A 16,875-nucleotide genomic window follows, 5' to 3' on the forward strand; every position below is an offset into this window, starting at 1 on the left:
ACGAGAAATCGTCCGGTACCCAGAGCGGACTGGAACGGGAAGGCCGCCGTCGCGTGAGTACAGTCCACCAGCCAGACCCCAAGGACCGCCCCGCGCGGCTCACCGTCGGCGTCGTCGGCGCAGGCCGGGTGGGCCCCGCACTTGCCGCGTCCCTGCAACTCGCCGGACACCGCCCGGTCGCCGTCTCCGGGGTCTCCGACGCCTCCAGGAGGCGCGCCGCGCAGATGCTGCCCGACGTGCCGATCGTCCCGCCCGCCGAGGTTCTGGAGCGCGCCGACCTGGTGCTGCTGACCGTCCCCGACGACGCGCTGCCCGGGCTCGTCGAGGGCCTCGCCGAGACCGGGGCCGTGCGCCCGGGCCAGCTGCTCGTGCACACCTCCGGGCGGTACGGCTCGAAGGTCCTCGACCCCGCCCTGCGCGCGGGCGCGCTGCCGCTGGCCCTGCATCCGGCGATGACCTTCACCGGCACCCCGGTGGACGTCCAGCGCCTGGCGGGCTGCTCCTTCGGCGTCACCGCCCCCGACCAGCTGCGGCTGGCCGCCGAGGCGCTCGTCATCGAGATGGGCGGCGAACCCGAGTGGATCGCCGAGGAGAACCGGCCGCTCTACCACGCGGCCCTCGCGCTGGGCGCCAACCACCTGGTGACGCTGGTCGCCCAGTCCATGGAGCTGCTGCGCACGGCAGGCGTCGAGGCCCCCGACCGGATGCTCGGCCCGCTGCTCGGCGCCGCCCTCGACAACGCCCTGCGCTCCGGCGACGCGGCCCTCACCGGCCCCGTCGCGCGCGGGGACGCGGGAACCGTCGCCGCCCATGTCGCCGAGCTGCGCAAGCACGCCCCGCAGGCCGTCGCCGGCTACCTGGCGATGGCGCGCGCGACCGCGGACCGCGCGCTCGCCCACGGACTGCTGAAACCGGAACTCGCGGAGGACCTCCTCGGGGTACTCGCCAACGGGACCGACGGGACCACCGGCACCGAAGGGGACGCCCGATGACCACCGCCCTGCTGCGCACCGCCGACGAGCTGCACGCACGCGTGCGTGTGGGCCGCCGCGCCGTCGTGATGACCATGGGCGCCCTGCACGAGGGCCACGCCACCCTGATCCGCACCGCCCGCGAGATCGCGGGTCCGGACGGCGAGGTCGTGGTCACGGTCTTCGTGAACCCGCTGCAGTTCGGCAAGGGCGAGGACCTCGACCGCTACCCGCGCACCCTGGACGCCGACCTCAAGATCGCCGAGAATTCGGGCGCCGACGCCGTGTTCGCGCCCGGCGTCGAGGAGGTCTACCCGGGCGGCGAGCCCCAGGTCCGCATCAGCGCCGGGCCCATGGGGGAGCGCCTGGAGGGCGCCTCGCGCCCCGGCCACTTCGACGGCATGCTCACCGTTGTCGCCAAGCTGCTGCACCTCACCCGCCCGGACGTCGCCCTCTACGGCCAGAAGGACGCCCAGCAGCTCGCCCTGATCCGCCGCATGGCGCGGGACCTGAACTTCGGCGTCGAGATCGTCGGCGTACCCACCGTGCGCGAGGACGACGGCCTCGCGCTGTCCAGCCGCAACCGCTACCTCAGCCCAGAGGAACGGCGCACGGCGCTCACGCTGTCCCGCGCGCTGTTCGCGGGCCGCGACCGGCACGCGGCGCAGGAGGCGCTGCGCGCGCGGGCGCGCGAGGTGCCCGCCACGCACGCGCGTGCCGAGGCGCTGAGCGCCATAGGGGAGTCCCGCGCCGCGGCCGACACGCACGCCGTCGCCAAGTCCCGCCCTTCGCCCACCACCGCCGTTGGCGGAGACGCTGCGGGTCGCCCCGCCCATACGGGCGGTCCCGCGGCCGTCCGCGCGGCCGCCCGCCTGGTCCTCGACGACGCCGGCCGCCTGAGCCCGCCGCTCGCGCTGGACTACCTCGCGCTCGTCGACCCGTCCGACTTCACCGAGATCGAGGACGACTTCACCGGCGAGGCCGTCCTCGCCGTCGCCGCCCGGGTCGGGACGACCCGGTTGATCGACAACATCCCCCTCACCTTCGGAGCCGCCTCGTGACCAGCACAGGCATACGACTGCACGCGCCCGCCCCGGGCTGGTCCATCGACGCGGACGTCATCGTCGTCGGCTCCGGCGTCGCCGGCCTCACCACCGCCCTGCGCTGCGAGGCCGAGGGCCTCAGGACGGTCGTCGTCACCAAGGCCCGCCTCGACGACGGCTCCACCCGCTGGGCGCAGGGCGGCATCGCCGCGGCCCTCGGCGATGGCGACACGCCCGAACAGCACCTGGACGACACGCTGGTGGCGGGCGCGGGCCTGTGCGACGAGGAGGCCGTACGGATCCTCGTCACCGAGGGGCCCGACGCGGTACGCCGGCTCATCGAGACCGGCGCCCACTTCGACGAGTCCGAGGAAGGGCGCCTGGAACTCACCCGCGAGGGCGGCCACCACCGTCGCCGCATCGCACACGCGGGCGGTGACGCGACCGGCGCGGAGATCTCCCGGGCGCTGGTGGAGGCGGTACGCGCGCGTGGCTTGCGCACGATCGAGAACGCGCTCGTCCTGGACCTCCTGACGGACGCCGACGGCCGCACCGCGGGCGTCACCCTGCACGTCATGGGCGAGGGCCAGCACGACGGTGTGGGCGCCGTGCTCGCCCCCGCGGTCGTCCTCGCGACGGGTGGCATGGGCCAGGTCTTCTCGGCGACCACCAACCCGTCCGTGTCGACCGGCGACGGCGTGGCGCTCGCCCTGCGCGCCGGCGCGGAGGTCTCGGACCTCGAATTCGTGCAGTTCCACCCGACCGTGCTCTTCCTGGGCGCCGACGCGGAGGGCCAGCAGCCCCTGGTCTCCGAGGCCGTACGTGGGGAAGGCGCCCACCTGGTGGACGCGGACGGCGTGCGCTTCATGGTCGGCCAGCACGAACTCGCCGAACTCGCGCCCCGGGACATCGTCGCCAAGGGCATCATGCGCCGCATGCAGGAGCAGGACGCCGAGCAGATGTTCCTCGACGCCCGGCACTTCGGCGCCGACATGTGGGAGCACCGCTTCCCGACGATCCTCGCGGCCTGCCGTGCCCACGGCATCGACCCGGTCCACGAGCCCATACCGGTCGCCCCGGCCGCCCACTACGCCTCCGGGGGCGTGCGCACCGACTCCCAGGGCCGTACGACCGTCCCCGGCCTGTACGCGTGCGGCGAGGTCGCCTGCACCGGCGTGCACGGGGCGAACCGGCTCGCGTCGAACTCCCTCCTGGAGGGCCTCGTCTACGCCGAGCGCATCGCCGCCGACATCGCGGCGCGCCGGGCGGAGAACGGTCTCCACGCGCGCGTGCCGGTGCCCGTCGAGCACCCCGAGAAGCCCGCGCACCCCCTGCTCGCGCCCGAGGCCCGGTTCGCGATCCAACGGACCATGACGCAGGGCGCGGGCGTCCTGCGCTCCGCCGGGTCCCTGGCCGGCGCCGCGGACGCCCTCCAGCGGCTCCACGCCGACGCCCGTGGCGCCCTCGACGAGAACGGCAAGACCGCCGAGCCCGGCGTCGACACCTGGGAGGCCACCAACCTCCTGTGCGTGGCCCGCGTCCTGGTCGCCGCCGCGCTCCTGCGCGAGGAGACCCGTGGCTGCCACTGGCGCGAGGACCACGCCGAGCGCGACGACACGACCTGGCGCCGCCATATCGTCGTACGGCTGAATCCGGACCGCACGCTGGCCGTACACACCACGGACACCCCAGACTTCCCCCCGACCCGGCAGCAGCCCCACATTCCCCAGGAGCAGTGACAGAAGTGAGCACCCCCGACCTTCCCCTCGCCGAGAGCGGCGGCTGCGGCGACGGCTGTGCCTGTGGCGCTGCCTCCGACATCGCCGGCGAGGAGTATCTGGAGTGCGGGCTCGACCCCGCGCTCGCGCAGCTCCTGGCCGACGCGGGACTCGACCCCGTGGAGGTCGAGGACATCGCCAACGTCGCCATCCAGGAGGACCTCGACCACGGCGTGGACGTGACGACCGTCGCGACCATCCCCGAGGAGGCCGTGGCCACCGCCGACTTCACCGCGCGCGAGGCGGGCGTCGTGGCGGGCCTGAGGGTCGCCGAAGCGGTCCTCTCGGTCGTCTGCGCCGACGAGCTCGAAGTCGAGCGGCACGTGGAGGACGGCGACCGCGTGGAGGCCGGGCAGAAGCTCCTGTCGGTCACCACGCGCACGCGTGACCTGCTCACCGCCGAACGCAGCGCGCTCAACCTCCTGTGCCGGCTCTCGGGCATCGCGACCGCCACGCGCGCGTGGGCGGACGTCCTGGACGGCACCAAGGCGCGCGTGCGGGACACCCGCAAGACGACTCCGGGGCTCAGGTCCTTGGAGAAGTACGCCGTCCGCTGCGGCGGCGGCGTCAACCACCGCATGTCGCTGTCCGACGCGGCCCTGGTCAAGGACAACCACGTGGTCGCCGCGGGCGGCGTCGCGCAGGCCTTCAAGGCCGTACGCGAAGCCTTCCCGGACGTGCCGATCGAGGTCGAGGTCGACACCCTGCACCAGCTGCGGGAGGTCGTGGACGCCGGGGCCGATCTGATCCTGCTGGACAACTTCACGCCCGGGGAGTGCGAGGAGGCGGTTGCAGTCGTGCACGGCCGCGCCGCCCTCGAGGCGTCGGGGCGGCTCACCCTCGAGAACGCCAAGGCGTACGCGGACACCGGCGTCGACTACCTCGCCGTGGGGGCCCTCACCCACTCCTCGCCGATCCTGGACATCGGCCTGGACCTGCGCGAGGCGGAGTAGTCGCGATGCTCCTCACGATCGACGTAGGCAACACGCACACGGTTCTGGGCCTGTTCGACGGCGAGGACATCGTCGAGCACTGGCGCATCTCGACGGACGCGCGCCGTACGGCGGACGAGCTGGCGGTCCTCCTCCAGGGCCTGATGGGCATGCACCCGCTCCTCGGGGACGAGCTGGGCGACGGCATCGACGGGATCGCGATCTGCGCGACGGTTCCGTCCGTCCTTCACGAGCTGCGCGAGGTGACGCGGCGGTACTACGGCGACGTGCCGGCCGTGCTCGTCGAACCCGGCGTCAAGACCGGCGTGCCGATCCTGACCGACAACCCCAAGGAGGTCGGCGCGGACCGGATCATCAACGCGGTGGCCGCGGTCGAGCTGTACGGGGGGCCCGCGATTGTCGTGGACTTCGGTACGGCCACGACGTTCGACGCGGTGTCCGCGCGCGGGGAGTACGTCGGTGGTGTCATCGCGCCCGGTATCGAGATCTCCGTCGAGGCGCTGGGCGTCAAGGGGGCGCAGCTTCGGAAGATCGAGGTGGCCCGGCCGCGGAGCGTGATCGGCAAGAACACGGTCGAGGCGATGCAGGCGGGGATCATCTACGGGTTCGCGGGCCAGGTGGACGGGGTGGTGAGCCGTATGGTCCGGGAACTCGCGGAGGATCCGGAGGAAGTGACGGTGATAGCCACGGGGGGACTGGCGCCGATGGTGCTGGGCGAGTCGTCCGTGATCGACGAGCATGAGCCGTGGCTGACGCTGATCGGGCTGCGGTTGGTGTACGAGCGGAACGTGTCGCGTATGTGAGGCGGGGTGGGGGGCGGTGCGACTGCCCGGCGCTGTGCTCGCCGTCAACCTGTTCTCGCCCCCGCCGCCCCTACCTGTCCCATCCCCAGGGGCTGCGCCCCTTGGACCCCAGCAGGGGCTGCGCCTCTGGACCCGAGCAGGGGCTGCGCCTCTGGACCCGAGCGGTGCTGCGCCTCTGGCCCCACGCCGGGGCTGTGCTCTTGGCCCCACGCCGGGGCTGTGCCCCTTGACCCCGACGGGGATGTGTCCGGTACTCCCGCTGGGGCCCGCCTTTAGCCTCCGGCTGGTGCGCCCTTGGACCCTGGCTGGCGCTTGCCCCTGTACCCCACGCGGGGCGTCGCCCCTGCATCCCACGCGGGGCGTCGCCCCTGCATCCCACGCGGGCCTGCAACCCTGCACCCACGGCAGGCTCCGCCCCCTGCACCGCCCACGCAGGGCTCCGCCCCCTTGCACCGCCCAGACAGGGCTCTGCCTCCGCACCCGCTCGTGCTCCGCCCCAGATCCAAGCGCTCGGGTCGTGCCAGGCGGGTTGGCCGGGCCCTGTCGGCTGTGTCGGCAGGTGTGCGCGGCCGCCTGGGTGGCTTCGTGCGCCACACCCTGCTCACTTATGTCGAGTTTGTCTGATTAGCGCGTATCGTCGCCGCATGCCCACGCCATACGGATCCCGCGGCGGCATGGCGTTCGGTGTGGAGGAGCTGCGTGTGCTCCGCCGCGCTCTCGCCCTCGCCCTGCACCCCACGCCCGCCTCGGCCGAGGACGTCCAGGACTGCCTCCGCCTCTCCGAGTCCCTCGACGAGGCGATGCGTGAGGGCGCCCGGCTGCGCGCCTTCCTGGTGGCCGACCTCGCCCGGTACCGCGCCGCCCTGCCCGGCACCGCCGCCGGTTACCTCACCCTCCTGGAGGAAGCGCTGAGCGCCGGTTACCGTCCGGACCCCGATGACCTGGCCGGACTCCGGGCCCTGCGCGGCAACCCCGTCGCGGCCACCCTCCTCCACCGCTGCCAGACCCTGGCCGAGCAGGACGTACGGGCCCGTCTGGCCCGTGGCGGGGCTCGTGCAACGGTTCGGTCCACCCCGACGGTGCCCGCCTCTCGTACGCGCCTTCTGGCGCTCCCAGGAGGGCTCTCCGCAGCGCCTGAGGGCTTCCCCGAGCGCAGGACCTCCGAACAGGAGGGTTTCGGAGGGCGGGCCGCCGAGGGTCGCGCCCACGAGCTCGCCGGGCATCCGACCGTCGGGCTCGCCAAGGAGCCCGCCCCCGGTCCCGCCAAGAAGCCCGCGCAGAAGCCCGCCGAGCGTCCCGAGCGCCCTGAGCGGCCCGGCCCCAAGTCCCCGGCACCCGACGCTCCCAAGCCGGCGCGGCCCATTCCCACGCCCGGTGAGGTCTTTCCCCGGCGCAAGCCGGCCCCGCCGCCCGCCGACCCTCCGCGGCAGCTCGCCGTCGGCTGACGGGCGCGCGGCCCGTTTCGCCCCACCCCGGCCCGGTCGCCGTCCGGCGCGTGGCTACTCTGGACGCATGGACTATGTCTCCGCGCTCGTGCCCCCGGTCGTCATGGCCGTGTTCTTCATCGGTGTGATCCGGGTGATCGTGAAGACCCAGGGTGGGGCCAACAAGGCCAAGGAGGACGCGGCCGTGGATGCCGCCCTCGCGCGCGCGGAGGGGGCTCGTCAGGCCTCCGCCGCCGGCAAGTCCGAGGTCTGAGGCATGAGGCCGGGCCGGAGAGCCCGCCGACCTTAGCGGCGTACGACTCGCGGATTTTTCGAGTCGTACGCCCTTTTTGTGCCGTTTGTCGGCGAAAGCGCTCGTCCGCCACGCGAATGTCGGGAACTCCCACTATTGTGCTGAGGTGTGCCTCGCCCATTGGGAGAACTCGAAGACGCGGTCATGACGCGGGTGTGGAAGTGGAACCGCCCGGTGACCGTTCGAGAAGTCCTGGAAGACCTTCAGCAGGAACGGTCCATCGCGTACACCACCGTGATGACCGTTTTGGACAATCTCCATCAGAAGGGCTGGGTGCGCCGTGAGGCGGAAGGCCGGGCCTATCGATATGAGGCGGTCTCCACCAGGGCCGCCTACGCCGCCGCCCTGATGAACGACGCCTGGTCGCAGAGTGACAACCCCGCGGCCGCTCTCGTCGCCTTCTTCGGGATGATGAGCGAGGAACAGCGCCACGCCCTGAGGGACGCCGTACGGATGGTGCAGGGTCCGGAAACACCCGAAGCCGCTCCGCCCGCCCCCGCTCATACCGCCGAGGAGAACCCCGGCTCGGCGGCGGAGGGCGGCGGGCGATAGCGTCCGCACATGTCAGCAGAGAGCTCAGCGGGGAGTTCCTCCGCGGAGAGTCCCGAAGTCACCGCAAATGCCATCACCGTCCGACGGGCCCGCACCGGCGATGTCCCGGTCGTTCGACGACTCCTTGACGCGTACGTCCGCGGCGGCATCCTGCTGGACAAAGCGACGGTGACTCTTTACGAGGACATCCAGGAGTTCTGGGTCGCCGAACGGGACGACAACGCCGAGGTCGTCGGCTGTGGTGCCCTGCACGTGATGTGGGAAGACCTCGCGGAAGTCCGCACTCTCGCGGTGAAGCCGGGCCTGAAGGGCGCCGGTGTCGGCCATCAGTTGCTGGAGAAGTTGCTGCACACCGCGCGCTGGCTCGGTGTTCGCCGCGTTTTCTGTCTGACCTTCGAAGTGGACTTCTTCGGCAAGCACGGCTTCGTCGAGATCGGTGAGACACCCGTTGACACCGATGTCTACGCGGAGCTACTGCGTTCCTATGACGAAGGCGTGGCGGAGTTCCTCGGTCTCGAACGAGTGAAACCGAACACCTTGGGCAACAGCCGGATGCTTCTGCATCTGTGATCGCCCGGTGGCGACAAGGCGCGAAGGGACGACAAGCGTCCGCAAGCGAGGCCAATTCCGGCGCGACTCACCCTGCCCAGGTTCCCTATGTCCGAAACGCACATATTTCCGGACTGGAGCGGGCCCAGCAGTCTCCGCCGGGGGTTTGTGTTTTTCGGGCAAAAGCGGTTTGCTTTCCGACGTACTGCAGTACTGCATATAACAGGGGACGGCGAAACGGCGGACGCCGCAGGCCCCCGGCCCTCAGTATTGGATGAAAGGAAATCCGGTGGCACAGAAGGTTCAGGTCCTTCTTGTCGATGACCTCGACGGCGGCGAGGCGGACGAGACCGTCACGTTCGCGTTGGACGGCAAGACGTACGAGATCGATCTCACGACCGCCAATGCGGACAAGCTGCGCGGCCTTCTCGAGCCTTACGTGAAGGGCGGTCGTCGTACCGGAGGCCGTACTTCGGGTGGCCGTGGAAAGGCGCGTGCCGCTTCCGGTGGCAGCCAGGACACCGCGCAGATCCGCGCGTGGGCCAAGGAGAACGGTTACGACGTCAATGACCGCGGCCGTGTTCCCGCGATCATTCGCGAGGCATACGAGAAGGCCAACGGCTGATCACGGTCACGGCACTTACGGGCAGGTGCGCTGCCGCGCGTACGCGCGTCGCAGCCGCAGGCGGTGGCACTGTGTTGCCACCGTGGCCACAACTCGTACGAGATCGGGGGCGCCCCCACCGCCCCCCACGGCCGACAGCGTCGGCAGCGAGGCCTCGGCCTCGCACCCGGGCACGGGGGGTCGCAGCCATACGGCGGCCCCCTGCTCGGTTCCCGAGCAGCCCGGGCCCGGTGGTGGCGGACCCACTCCGACCCGGCCCGGCTCCAGGGGTGGTGGCGCGTCCATGACGCCGCCCTCGCCGGTCGCCGTGAGGTCGAGCGTCAGCGCTCCCCACTCCAGCCAGTCCAGGACTCCCGGCACTTCCTCCGCGCTGCCCGGCGCGATCAGCAGCCACATCCGGTCACCCCGCAGGGCCACCGGAGAGCCCGGCGCGAGGTGCCTCAGCGCCGGCCGGCCCGCCTCGGCCGGCACGTCCAGGACGTCGAAGCGCGGGCCCACGCACAGCCGTACCGGAAATTCGGGGCTTTTCGCGCTCGCGGGCACCGTCGGCCAGCCCAGTTCGTTCTCGTACCACCGGCGGACCTGATCGCTCGAATCGAGCGGCCGTCGGGGGCGAGGGACCGTGGTGATTTCGATGGGGACCGGGGGGAGGGTGCCAACCATGCCAAGTGCAACCGTCGGAACCGCCCCCGAGTTACGCTGGGTGTGCTATCGAATGCACAGAGTATCGAAAAGGAGGGCGTCCGGGGGTGCGGGGAGGCACAAGGTTGTTCGCCCATAGCGGAGGGATCCGGGGCGCGCGGCATGGAGTGTCCGTCGCAGCGGGTAAGACATCCCTAGTGGGAGGGGGCGACACGCAGGACAGGCCGTCTCACGTTCGCCATCGGCGTACTGGGGAAGGGGGTAAGTGCTTGGCCTGCGGGAACATCGTCTCGCACCATCAGGTTGGAGCAGATGTCGGCGTTCGGGGTCAGGAGGCCAAGGACAGTGTCGGCAGTTGGAATGAGCGGTCCCCGCTTGCGGGACTAAGCTGCGGAAGGACAGGGAGGGGAAGTTCCCCCCACTGCCTGACCGCTCTGAGGAGCGATTAACGATGTTCGAGAGGTTCACCGACCGCGCGCGGCGGGTTGTCGTCCTGGCTCAGGAAGAAGCCCGGATGCTCAACCACAACTACATCGGCACCGAGCACATCCTCCTGGGCCTGATCCACGAGGGTGAGGGTGTCGCCGCCAAGGCCCTTGAGAGCCTCGGGATTTCGCTCGAGGCGGTCCGCCAGCAGGTGGAGGAGATCATCGGCCAGGGCCAGCAGGCCCCGTCCGGGCACATCCCCTTCACCCCCCGTGCCAAGAAGGTCCTGGAGCTGTCGCTCCGCGAGGCCCTTCAGCTGGGTCACAACTACATCGGCACGGAGCACATCCTGCTCGGCCTGATCCGTGAGGGCGAGGGCGTCGCCGCCCAGGTCCTGGTCAAGCTGGGCGCAGATCTCAACCGGGTGCGGCAGCAGGTCATCCAGCTGCTCTCCGGCTACCAGGGCAAGGAGACCGCCGCCGCCGGCGGGCCTGCCGAGGGCACCCCCTCGACGTCCCTGGTCCTCGACCAGTTCGGCCGGAACCTCACCCAGGCCGCTCGTGAGTCCAAGCTCGACCCGGTCATCGGGCGCGAGAAGGAGATCGAGCGGGTCATGCAGGTGCTGTCCCGCCGTACGAAGAACAACCCGGTCCTGATCGGTGAGCCCGGCGTCGGCAAGACCGCCGTCGTCGAGGGCCTCGCCCAGGCCATCGTCAAGGGCGAGGTGCCCGAGACCCTCAAGGACAAGCACCTCTACACCCTGGACCTCGGCGCGCTGGTCGCCGGCTCCCGCTACCGCGGTGACTTCGAGGAGCGCCTGAAGAAGGTCCTCAAGGAGATCCGCACCCGCGGCGACATCATCCTGTTCATCGACGAGCTGCACACGCTGGTCGGTGCGGGTGCCGCCGAGGGCGCCATCGACGCCGCTTCGATCCTGAAGCCGATGCTGGCCCGCGGTGAGCTGCAGACCATCGGTGCGACCACGCTGGACGAGTACCGCAAGCACCTGGAGAAGGACGCAGCCCTCGAGCGCCGCTTCCAGCCCATCCAGGTCGCGGAGCCGTCTCTGCCGCACACGATCGAGATCCTCAAGGGTCTGCGTGACCGGTACGAGGCCCACCACCGCGTCTCCATCACGGACGAGGCGCTGGTCCAGGCCGCCACGCTGGCCGACCGGTACATCTCGGACCGCTTCCTGCCGGACAAGGCGATCGACCTGATCGACGAGGCCGGTTCCCGGATGCGCATCCGCCGGATGACCGCGCCGCCGGACCTGCGCGAGTTCGACGAGAAGATCGCCGGCGTCCGCCGTGACAAGGAGTCCGCGATCGACTCGCAGGACTTCGAGAAGGCCGCCTCTCTCCGCGACAAGGAGAAGCAGCTCCTCGCCGCGAAGGCCAAGCGCGAGAAGGAGTGGAAGGCCGGCGACATGGACGTCGTCGCGGAGGTCGACGGCGAGCTGATCGCCGAGGTCCTCGCGACCGCCACCGGCATCCCGGTCTTCAAGCTGACCGAGGAGGAGTCCTCGCGTCTGCTGCGCATGGAGGACGAGCTCCACAAGCGGGTCATCGGCCAGGTCGACGCCGTCAAGGCGCTGTCCAAGGCGATCCGTCGTACGCGTGCCGGTCTGAAGGACCCGAAGCGTCCCGGTGGTTCGTTCATCTTCGCCGGCCCGTCCGGTGTCGGTAAGACCGAGCTGTCCAAGGCGCTCGCCGAGTTCCTCTTCGGTGACGAGGACGCGCTGATCTCCCTCGACATGTCGGAGTTCAGCGAGAAGCACACGGTGTCGCGTCTGTTCGGTTCGCCCCCCGGATACGTGGGCTACGAAGAGGGCGGCCAGCTGACCGAGAAGGTCCGCCGCAAGCCGTTCTCCGTCGTCCTCTTCGACGAGGTCGAGAAGGCCCACCCGGACATCTTCAACTCGCTGCTGCAGATCCTGGAGGACGGTCGCCTGACCGACTCCCAGGGCCGGGTCGTGGACTTCAAGAACACGGTCATCATCATGACGACCAACCTCGGCACCCGGGACATCTCCAAGGGCTTCAACCTGGGCTTCGCGGCCTCGGGCGACAAGAAGACCAACTACGAGCGCATGAAGAACAAGGTCTCGGACGAGCTCAAGCAGCACTTCCGGCCCGAGTTCCTCAACCGCGTCGACGACGTGGTCGTCTTCCCGCAGCTGACGCAGGAGGACATCCTGCGGATCGTCGACCTGATGATCGGCAAGGTGGACGAGCGCCTGAAGGACCGGGACATGGGCATCGAGCTCTCCCAGTCCGCCAAGGAGCTGCTGTCCACGAAGGGTTACGACCCCGTGCTGGGTGCGCGTCCGCTGCGTCGCACCATCCAGCGCGAGATCGAGGACTCCCTGTCGGAGAAGATCCTCTTCGGCGAGCTGCGCCCCGGTCACATCGTGGTCGTGGACACGGAGGGCGAGGGCGAGACCAAGACCTTCACCTTCCGGGGTGAGGAGAAGTCGGCACTGCCGGACGTTCCGCCGATCGAGCAGACGGCCGGTGGGGCTGGGCCGAACCTGAGCAAGGACGCGTAAGCCTCGCGTCCTCAGAGGCGAGCGGAAGGGGCCGGTGCTTTCGAGCACCGGCCCCTTCCGCGCGTTTGCGTGCGGTCGTTCAGATCTCAGGAGAGCTGGCCGTCGTAGTCCGGCAGCTTGTACGTCTTCTCGGCGTGGCCGCCCGAGAGGTCGGTGGCGCTGTTCCCGATGTTCGCGATGATCGTGTAGCCCTTGGACTCGATGTCGACCCGCTGGGCGGTCTTGTAGGCGCCTACGTCCTTGAAGAGGTCGACGAAGCTGCGGACGTAGAGACCGGAGACCTCGTAGCCGACGTGCTCCAGGTTGTAGTCGGTCACCGAGTAGATGATCCCGGGCCGTGCCGTCACGAAGAACAGGGCGACGCCGTGCTCCTGGGCGTACTCGGCGACGTCCAGGACCGGCTGGTTGGCCGGCTGGGGGTAGCTGAAGCCGAAGTCGGTCTCCAGCGTGGTGTTGTCGATGTCGAAGACGATGGCCTGCTTCTCGCCCGGCCTGGTGTTCGCTATGCGCTGCTTCAGGTAGGGCAGGGCCTGGTCCATCAGGGCCTGGCAGTCCTGCTGCCAGGTCGCGTAGTCGACGTCCTCGGCGGCGGTGGCCGTGGCGGTCGTGGAGGTGCTGGTGGTCGTCGTCGCGGCCTCGGCGGGGACGGCCAGCGCCACGAGGGCGGCGGCGGTGACGGCGGTGACGGCTGCGCGGCGCGCCCAGGGGCGTCGTCGTGTCATGTGTGGGGGTTCCTCTCACGTCCGGACGTTCTGCAGTTGTCGGGTGCATGTTCGTTGGTGAGGGTGGCGCGAGGGGAACCGTAGGGTTACTGGACGGTAAGTGACCAGAGATGCACGTCACATGACGCGGTATTTCAAAGATCGAGGATCTCGCGGCCCGGTGACATGCCGCACAGGGGTTTTGTCCGTTACTACGCGGAATAGTGGACGTCGCCCGATGGGTGAAAGTGGACGAAAAGGGATTTTCGGCCCGGAACTCCCGTACGGGATTTACCATCCCGGGTTGATTCGCGATGAATGGGGGCTCTGTCAAGAAGCCTGAAGCTTTGTGGTCACGTACTAGCTTTCGTCGTAGATAACCGGTTTGGGGCTGTGTGGGGGTTCGGGTTACCAAGGGATGCCCCATCCGGCGAATGCCTGTTGCGCCGGGTGGTTTCTCTGTCCCCGTCCCCATGAGGTTTTCGATGTCCCAGCGCGTCTCGCCCCGTTCTTCCCGTATGTCCGCCCTCCGCACCCGTGCGGCCGTGCTCGCCACCGGCCTGGGAGTGTCGGTCGTACTGGGGGCCGGGGTCGCGGCAGCCGCCGACACCGGCGCGGCCACGGTCGCCGCCGCCCAGACCACCGCCAAGACCGCAGCGGCCAAGAAGGCCGCCTCCTGGGTCGACCCGGTGCAGAAGTACACGTTGTCCGCGAGCTTCGCCCAGGCCGGCGGCATGTGGCAGTCCACCCACAGCGGGCAGGACTTCGCCGTCGCGAGCGGCACCAAGGTCCTCGCCGCGCACGGCGGCACCGTCGTCAAGGCCGGCGGCAACGGCGCCGGTGACGGTCCCGCGTACGGCAACGCCGTCGTCATCAAGCACGGCAACGGGACGTACTCCCAGTACGCCCACCTGTCCCGGATCGACGTGAACGTCGGCCAGGTCGTCAAGACCGGTCAGCGCATCGCCCTGTCCGGCAACACCGGCAACTCCAGCGGTCCGCACCTGCACTTCGAGATCCGTACGACCGCGAACTACGGCACGGCCATCGACCCGGTCGCCTTCCTGCGCTCCAAGGGCGTGAAGGTCTGAGACCTCGCGGCGGAGGCTAGGGCGGAGCTCTGACGGAGTTCCGGCGGAGTCCTAAGACCTCGTGGAGGAACCGCCGGTGCCTCGGTGGGCCTGTGTCACCAGGTCCGTCGCGACCTCAAGGACCGCCTGGCGCTTGGTCTCGGGATCGCCCTCGAGGTCCTGGAGGACGAACATCCCGGCGTGCATGGTGAAGATCGCGCTGACGCAGCGGACCTGGTCGACCAGGTCCGCTGCCGGGTCGATGAGGATGTCCCGCATGCCGAGCATGCGGGTCTTGAAGGTCTCACCGATGCGCAGTTCGCGTACCGTCGCCTGGTTCTCCTGCATGAAGCGGAACAGGGGTGCGGCGCCGGCCAGGGCGTCGCTGTAGCGCCGCACGATCTCCTGCTTCGTCTCCAGGGTGTGCGGCTGGTCCTTGCCCCACTCGATCAGGTCCTCGATGGGCTTCGCCAGGTCGTCGAAGATGCTGACGAGGATCTCTTCCTTGGTCTTGAAGTGGTAGTAGAGCGCCGCCTTGGTGACATCCAGACGCTCGGCGATCTCGCGCAGCGAGGTCTTCTCGTAGCCCTGTTCGGCGAAGAGTTCGAGGGCGATGTCCTGGATGCGCTGGCGGGTGTTCCCGCGGCGCCGTTGCCTGGTGCCGTCCATGGTGTCGCCCATCGTCGCACTCCTCGCACTTTCCCAAGAACTTACTTGACGACCGGCTAGTTGCGGGTCTACTTTCCCGGAGTGTAGTCAACTAGCCGGGCGGCAAGTAAGTAGCCGCCGGGGGCAGTACGCAGGGGAGTGGGAAAGACGATGGCGGACGCGCAGGCGGTTGAGACAGAGCCCGAGAAGCAACCCAGGAGCGTGCGGGTCGTCCTGCTCGCGCTCATGATCACGATGATGCTCGCGATGCTCGACAACATGATCATCGGCACGGCGATGCCGACGATCGTGGGCGAGCTCGGCGGGCTCGAACACCTCTCGTGGGTCGTGACCGCGTACACCCTCGCGACCGCCGCCTCCACCCCCCTGTGGGGCAAGCTCGGCGACATGTACGGGCGCAAGGGCGTCTTCATGAGCTCGATCGTGCTCTTCCTGATCGGGTCCGCGCTCAGCGGCATGGCCCAGGACATGGGGCAGCTCATCGGCTTCCGAGCCGTCCAGGGTCTCGGCGCCGGTGGTCTGATGGTCGGCGTCATGGCGATCATCGGCGACCTGATACCGCCCCGCGAGCGCGGCAAGTACCAGGGCATGATGGCCGGCGTCATGGCGCTCGCGATGATCGGCGGCCCGCTCGTCGGCGGCACCATCACCGACCACTGGGGCTGGCGCTGGTCCTTCTACATCAACCTGCCGCTCGGTGTGGTCGCGCTCGCCGCGATCAGCGTCGTCCTCCACCTGCCGAAGAAGCGGGCGCAGGCGCGGATCGACTACCTGGGCGCCGCGCTGCTGACCGTCGGCATCACCGCCATCGTGCTCGTCACCACCTGGGGCGGCACGCAGTACGCCTGGACGTCCGCGCGGATCATGGAGCTTATAGGGATCGGCGTCGCCGCCCTCATCGGATTCGTGTTCTGGCAGACCAAGGCCGCCGAGCCGGTCGTGCCGCTGCACATCTTCCGCAGCCGCAACTTCACGCTGATGGCGATCATCGGCTTCATCACCGGCTTCGTGATGTTCGGCGCGACCCTCTTCCTGCCGCTGTACCAGCAGTCGGTGCAGGGCGCCTCCGCGACCAACTCCGGGCTGCTGCTCCTGCCGATGCTCGGGGCGATGCTCGTCACCTCGATGGTCGCGGGGCGGGTCACCACGAACACCGGCCGGTACAAGGTCTTCCCGGTCGTCGGCGGCGTCCTGATGGTCGTCGGGCTGTACCTGCTGTCCCTGATGGACACGGACACCTCGCGATTCACGTCCGGTGTGTGCATGGCGGTCGTCGGTCTCGGCATGGGCTGTCTGATGCAGATCACCATGCTGGTCGCGCAGAACAGCGTGGAGATGAAGGACATGGGCGTGGCGTCCTCGACCTCGACCCTCTCCCGTACGCTCGGCTCTTCGTTCGGCGTCGCGATCATGGGCGCGCTGTTCAACAACCGCGTCCAGGAGGTCATGTCCGAGCGGGCCGGTGCGCTTGGCTCCAAGGTGACCGAGCAGTCCGCGCAGCTGGACGCGGCGAGCCTGGCGAAGCTGCCGGACGCCGCGCGCGAGGCGTACCAGCACGCGGTGTCGGCCGGCACGCACTCGGCGTTCCTGCTGGGGGCCGCGGTGGCGGTGGTCGCGATGGTGGCGGCGTGGTTCGTGAAGGAGGTTCCGCTGAAGGGGGCGGGACCGAAGGAGGCGGAGGGCAAGGAGGACGCCACGGCGGCGCAGGCACCGGTGGCCGAGTCCGTCTGACCCCACGCGCGCCGAAGGCCCCCGGGCGGTGTCCGCCCCCGGGGGCCTTCGGCCTGCCCGGGCACGACGCCCGA

The 16,875-nt window shown here is 69.9% G+C and carries 16 protein-coding genes; 13 read left to right on the forward strand and 3 right to left on the reverse strand.

Annotation, left to right across the window (positions count from 1 at the left end):
- Nucleotides 1-53: 53 nt before the first annotated feature.
- From QFZ76_RS29155 to QFZ76_RS29200, 10 genes are all read left to right on the forward strand, one after another.
- Nucleotides 54-992 carry a Rossmann-like and DUF2520 domain-containing protein gene (locus QFZ76_RS29155; RefSeq protein ID WP_307676502.1) on the forward strand — a complete coding sequence of 313 codons (939 nt, stop codon included), beginning with the start codon at nucleotides 54-56 and terminating at the stop codon, nucleotides 990-992.
- Nucleotides 989-2,032 carry a pantoate--beta-alanine ligase gene (gene panC, locus QFZ76_RS29160; protein ID WP_307676503.1) on the forward strand — a complete coding sequence of 348 codons (1,044 nt, stop codon included), beginning with the start codon at nucleotides 989-991 and terminating at the stop codon, nucleotides 2,030-2,032. The genes QFZ76_RS29155 and panC overlap by 4 nt, the downstream gene beginning before the upstream one ends.
- A complete protein-coding gene (locus tag QFZ76_RS29165) occupies nucleotides 2,029-3,753 on the forward strand; it encodes an L-aspartate oxidase (RefSeq protein WP_307676504.1) in 1,725 nt (574 codons plus the stop codon). The genes panC and QFZ76_RS29165 overlap by 4 nt, the downstream gene beginning before the upstream one ends.
- 5 nt (nucleotides 3,754-3,758) lie before the next feature.
- On the forward strand, nucleotides 3,759-4,745 hold the full coding sequence (gene nadC / locus QFZ76_RS29170) for a carboxylating nicotinate-nucleotide diphosphorylase (RefSeq protein WP_307676505.1): 987 nt from the start codon (nucleotides 3,759-3,761) through the stop codon (nucleotides 4,743-4,745).
- A 5-nt stretch (nucleotides 4,746-4,750) separates the two neighbouring features.
- Nucleotides 4,751-5,548 carry a type III pantothenate kinase gene (locus QFZ76_RS29175; RefSeq protein ID WP_307676506.1) on the forward strand — a complete coding sequence of 266 codons (798 nt, stop codon included), beginning with the start codon at nucleotides 4,751-4,753 and terminating at the stop codon, nucleotides 5,546-5,548.
- Between the two features lie 674 nt (nucleotides 5,549-6,222).
- Nucleotides 6,223-6,993: a hypothetical protein gene (locus tag QFZ76_RS29180; protein WP_307680159.1), complete on the forward strand. Its 771-nt coding sequence runs from the start codon at nucleotides 6,223-6,225 to the stop codon at nucleotides 6,991-6,993.
- Nucleotides 6,994-7,060: 67 nt separating this feature from the next.
- Entirely contained in the window at nucleotides 7,061-7,246 is a 186-nt protein-coding gene (locus QFZ76_RS29185) for a hypothetical protein (RefSeq protein ID WP_307676507.1), read from the forward strand.
- Between the two features lie 183 nt (nucleotides 7,247-7,429).
- The gene (locus QFZ76_RS29190) at nucleotides 7,430-7,837 is read left to right on the forward strand and encodes a BlaI/MecI/CopY family transcriptional regulator (RefSeq protein WP_373464542.1); all 408 of its coding nucleotides are present in this window, start codon (nucleotides 7,430-7,432) and stop codon (nucleotides 7,835-7,837) included.
- Between the two features lie 9 nt (nucleotides 7,838-7,846).
- Entirely contained in the window at nucleotides 7,847-8,407 is a 561-nt protein-coding gene (locus QFZ76_RS29195; protein ID WP_307676509.1) for an amino-acid N-acetyltransferase, read from the forward strand.
- Nucleotides 8,408-8,675: 268 nt separating this feature from the next.
- On the forward strand, nucleotides 8,676-9,011 hold the full coding sequence (locus tag QFZ76_RS29200) for an Lsr2 family protein (protein WP_266435731.1): 336 nt from the start codon (nucleotides 8,676-8,678) through the stop codon (nucleotides 9,009-9,011).
- A 15-nt stretch (nucleotides 9,012-9,026) separates the two neighbouring features.
- On the opposite strand, the gene QFZ76_RS29205 is transcribed toward QFZ76_RS29200, so the two are convergent.
- Nucleotides 9,027-9,674 carry an SCO3374 family protein gene (locus QFZ76_RS29205; protein WP_307676510.1) on the reverse strand — a complete coding sequence of 216 codons (648 nt, stop codon included), beginning with the start codon at nucleotides 9,672-9,674 and terminating at the stop codon, nucleotides 9,027-9,029.
- A 430-nt stretch (nucleotides 9,675-10,104) separates the two neighbouring features.
- On the opposite strand from QFZ76_RS29205, the gene QFZ76_RS29210 reads away from it, so the two are divergent.
- Nucleotides 10,105-12,630, forward strand: coding sequence for an ATP-dependent Clp protease ATP-binding subunit (locus QFZ76_RS29210; protein ID WP_307676511.1), 2,526 nt, complete (start codon nucleotides 10,105-10,107; stop codon nucleotides 12,628-12,630).
- A gap of 86 nt (nucleotides 12,631-12,716) precedes the next feature.
- On the opposite strand, the gene QFZ76_RS29215 is transcribed toward QFZ76_RS29210, so the two are convergent.
- The gene (locus tag QFZ76_RS29215; RefSeq protein WP_307676512.1) at nucleotides 12,717-13,352 is read right to left on the reverse strand and encodes an HAD family acid phosphatase; all 636 of its coding nucleotides are present in this window, start codon (nucleotides 13,350-13,352) and stop codon (nucleotides 12,717-12,719) included.
- A 464-nt stretch (nucleotides 13,353-13,816) separates the two neighbouring features.
- Between QFZ76_RS29215 and QFZ76_RS29220 the strand changes: the two genes are divergently transcribed.
- A complete protein-coding gene (locus QFZ76_RS29220; RefSeq protein ID WP_307676513.1) occupies nucleotides 13,817-14,422 on the forward strand; it encodes a M23 family metallopeptidase in 606 nt (201 codons plus the stop codon).
- Nucleotides 14,423-14,473: 51 nt separating this feature from the next.
- Here the strand turns inward: QFZ76_RS29220 and QFZ76_RS29225 are convergent, their stop codons facing one another.
- Nucleotides 14,474-15,082, reverse strand: a complete 609-nt coding sequence (locus QFZ76_RS29225) for a TetR/AcrR family transcriptional regulator (RefSeq protein ID WP_307676514.1) — start codon at nucleotides 15,080-15,082, stop codon at nucleotides 14,474-14,476.
- 138 nt (nucleotides 15,083-15,220) lie between these two features.
- On the opposite strand from QFZ76_RS29225, the gene QFZ76_RS29230 reads away from it, so the two are divergent.
- Nucleotides 15,221-16,801 carry an MDR family MFS transporter gene (locus QFZ76_RS29230; RefSeq protein WP_307676515.1) on the forward strand — a complete coding sequence of 527 codons (1,581 nt, stop codon included), beginning with the start codon at nucleotides 15,221-15,223 and terminating at the stop codon, nucleotides 16,799-16,801.
- The last annotated feature ends 74 nt before the right edge of the window (nucleotides 16,802-16,875 follow it).

The organism is Streptomyces sp. V4I2 (assembly GCF_030817655.1).
In the GTDB taxonomy this organism is placed as follows: domain Bacteria; phylum Actinomycetota; class Actinomycetes; order Streptomycetales; family Streptomycetaceae; genus Streptomyces; species Streptomyces plumbiresistens.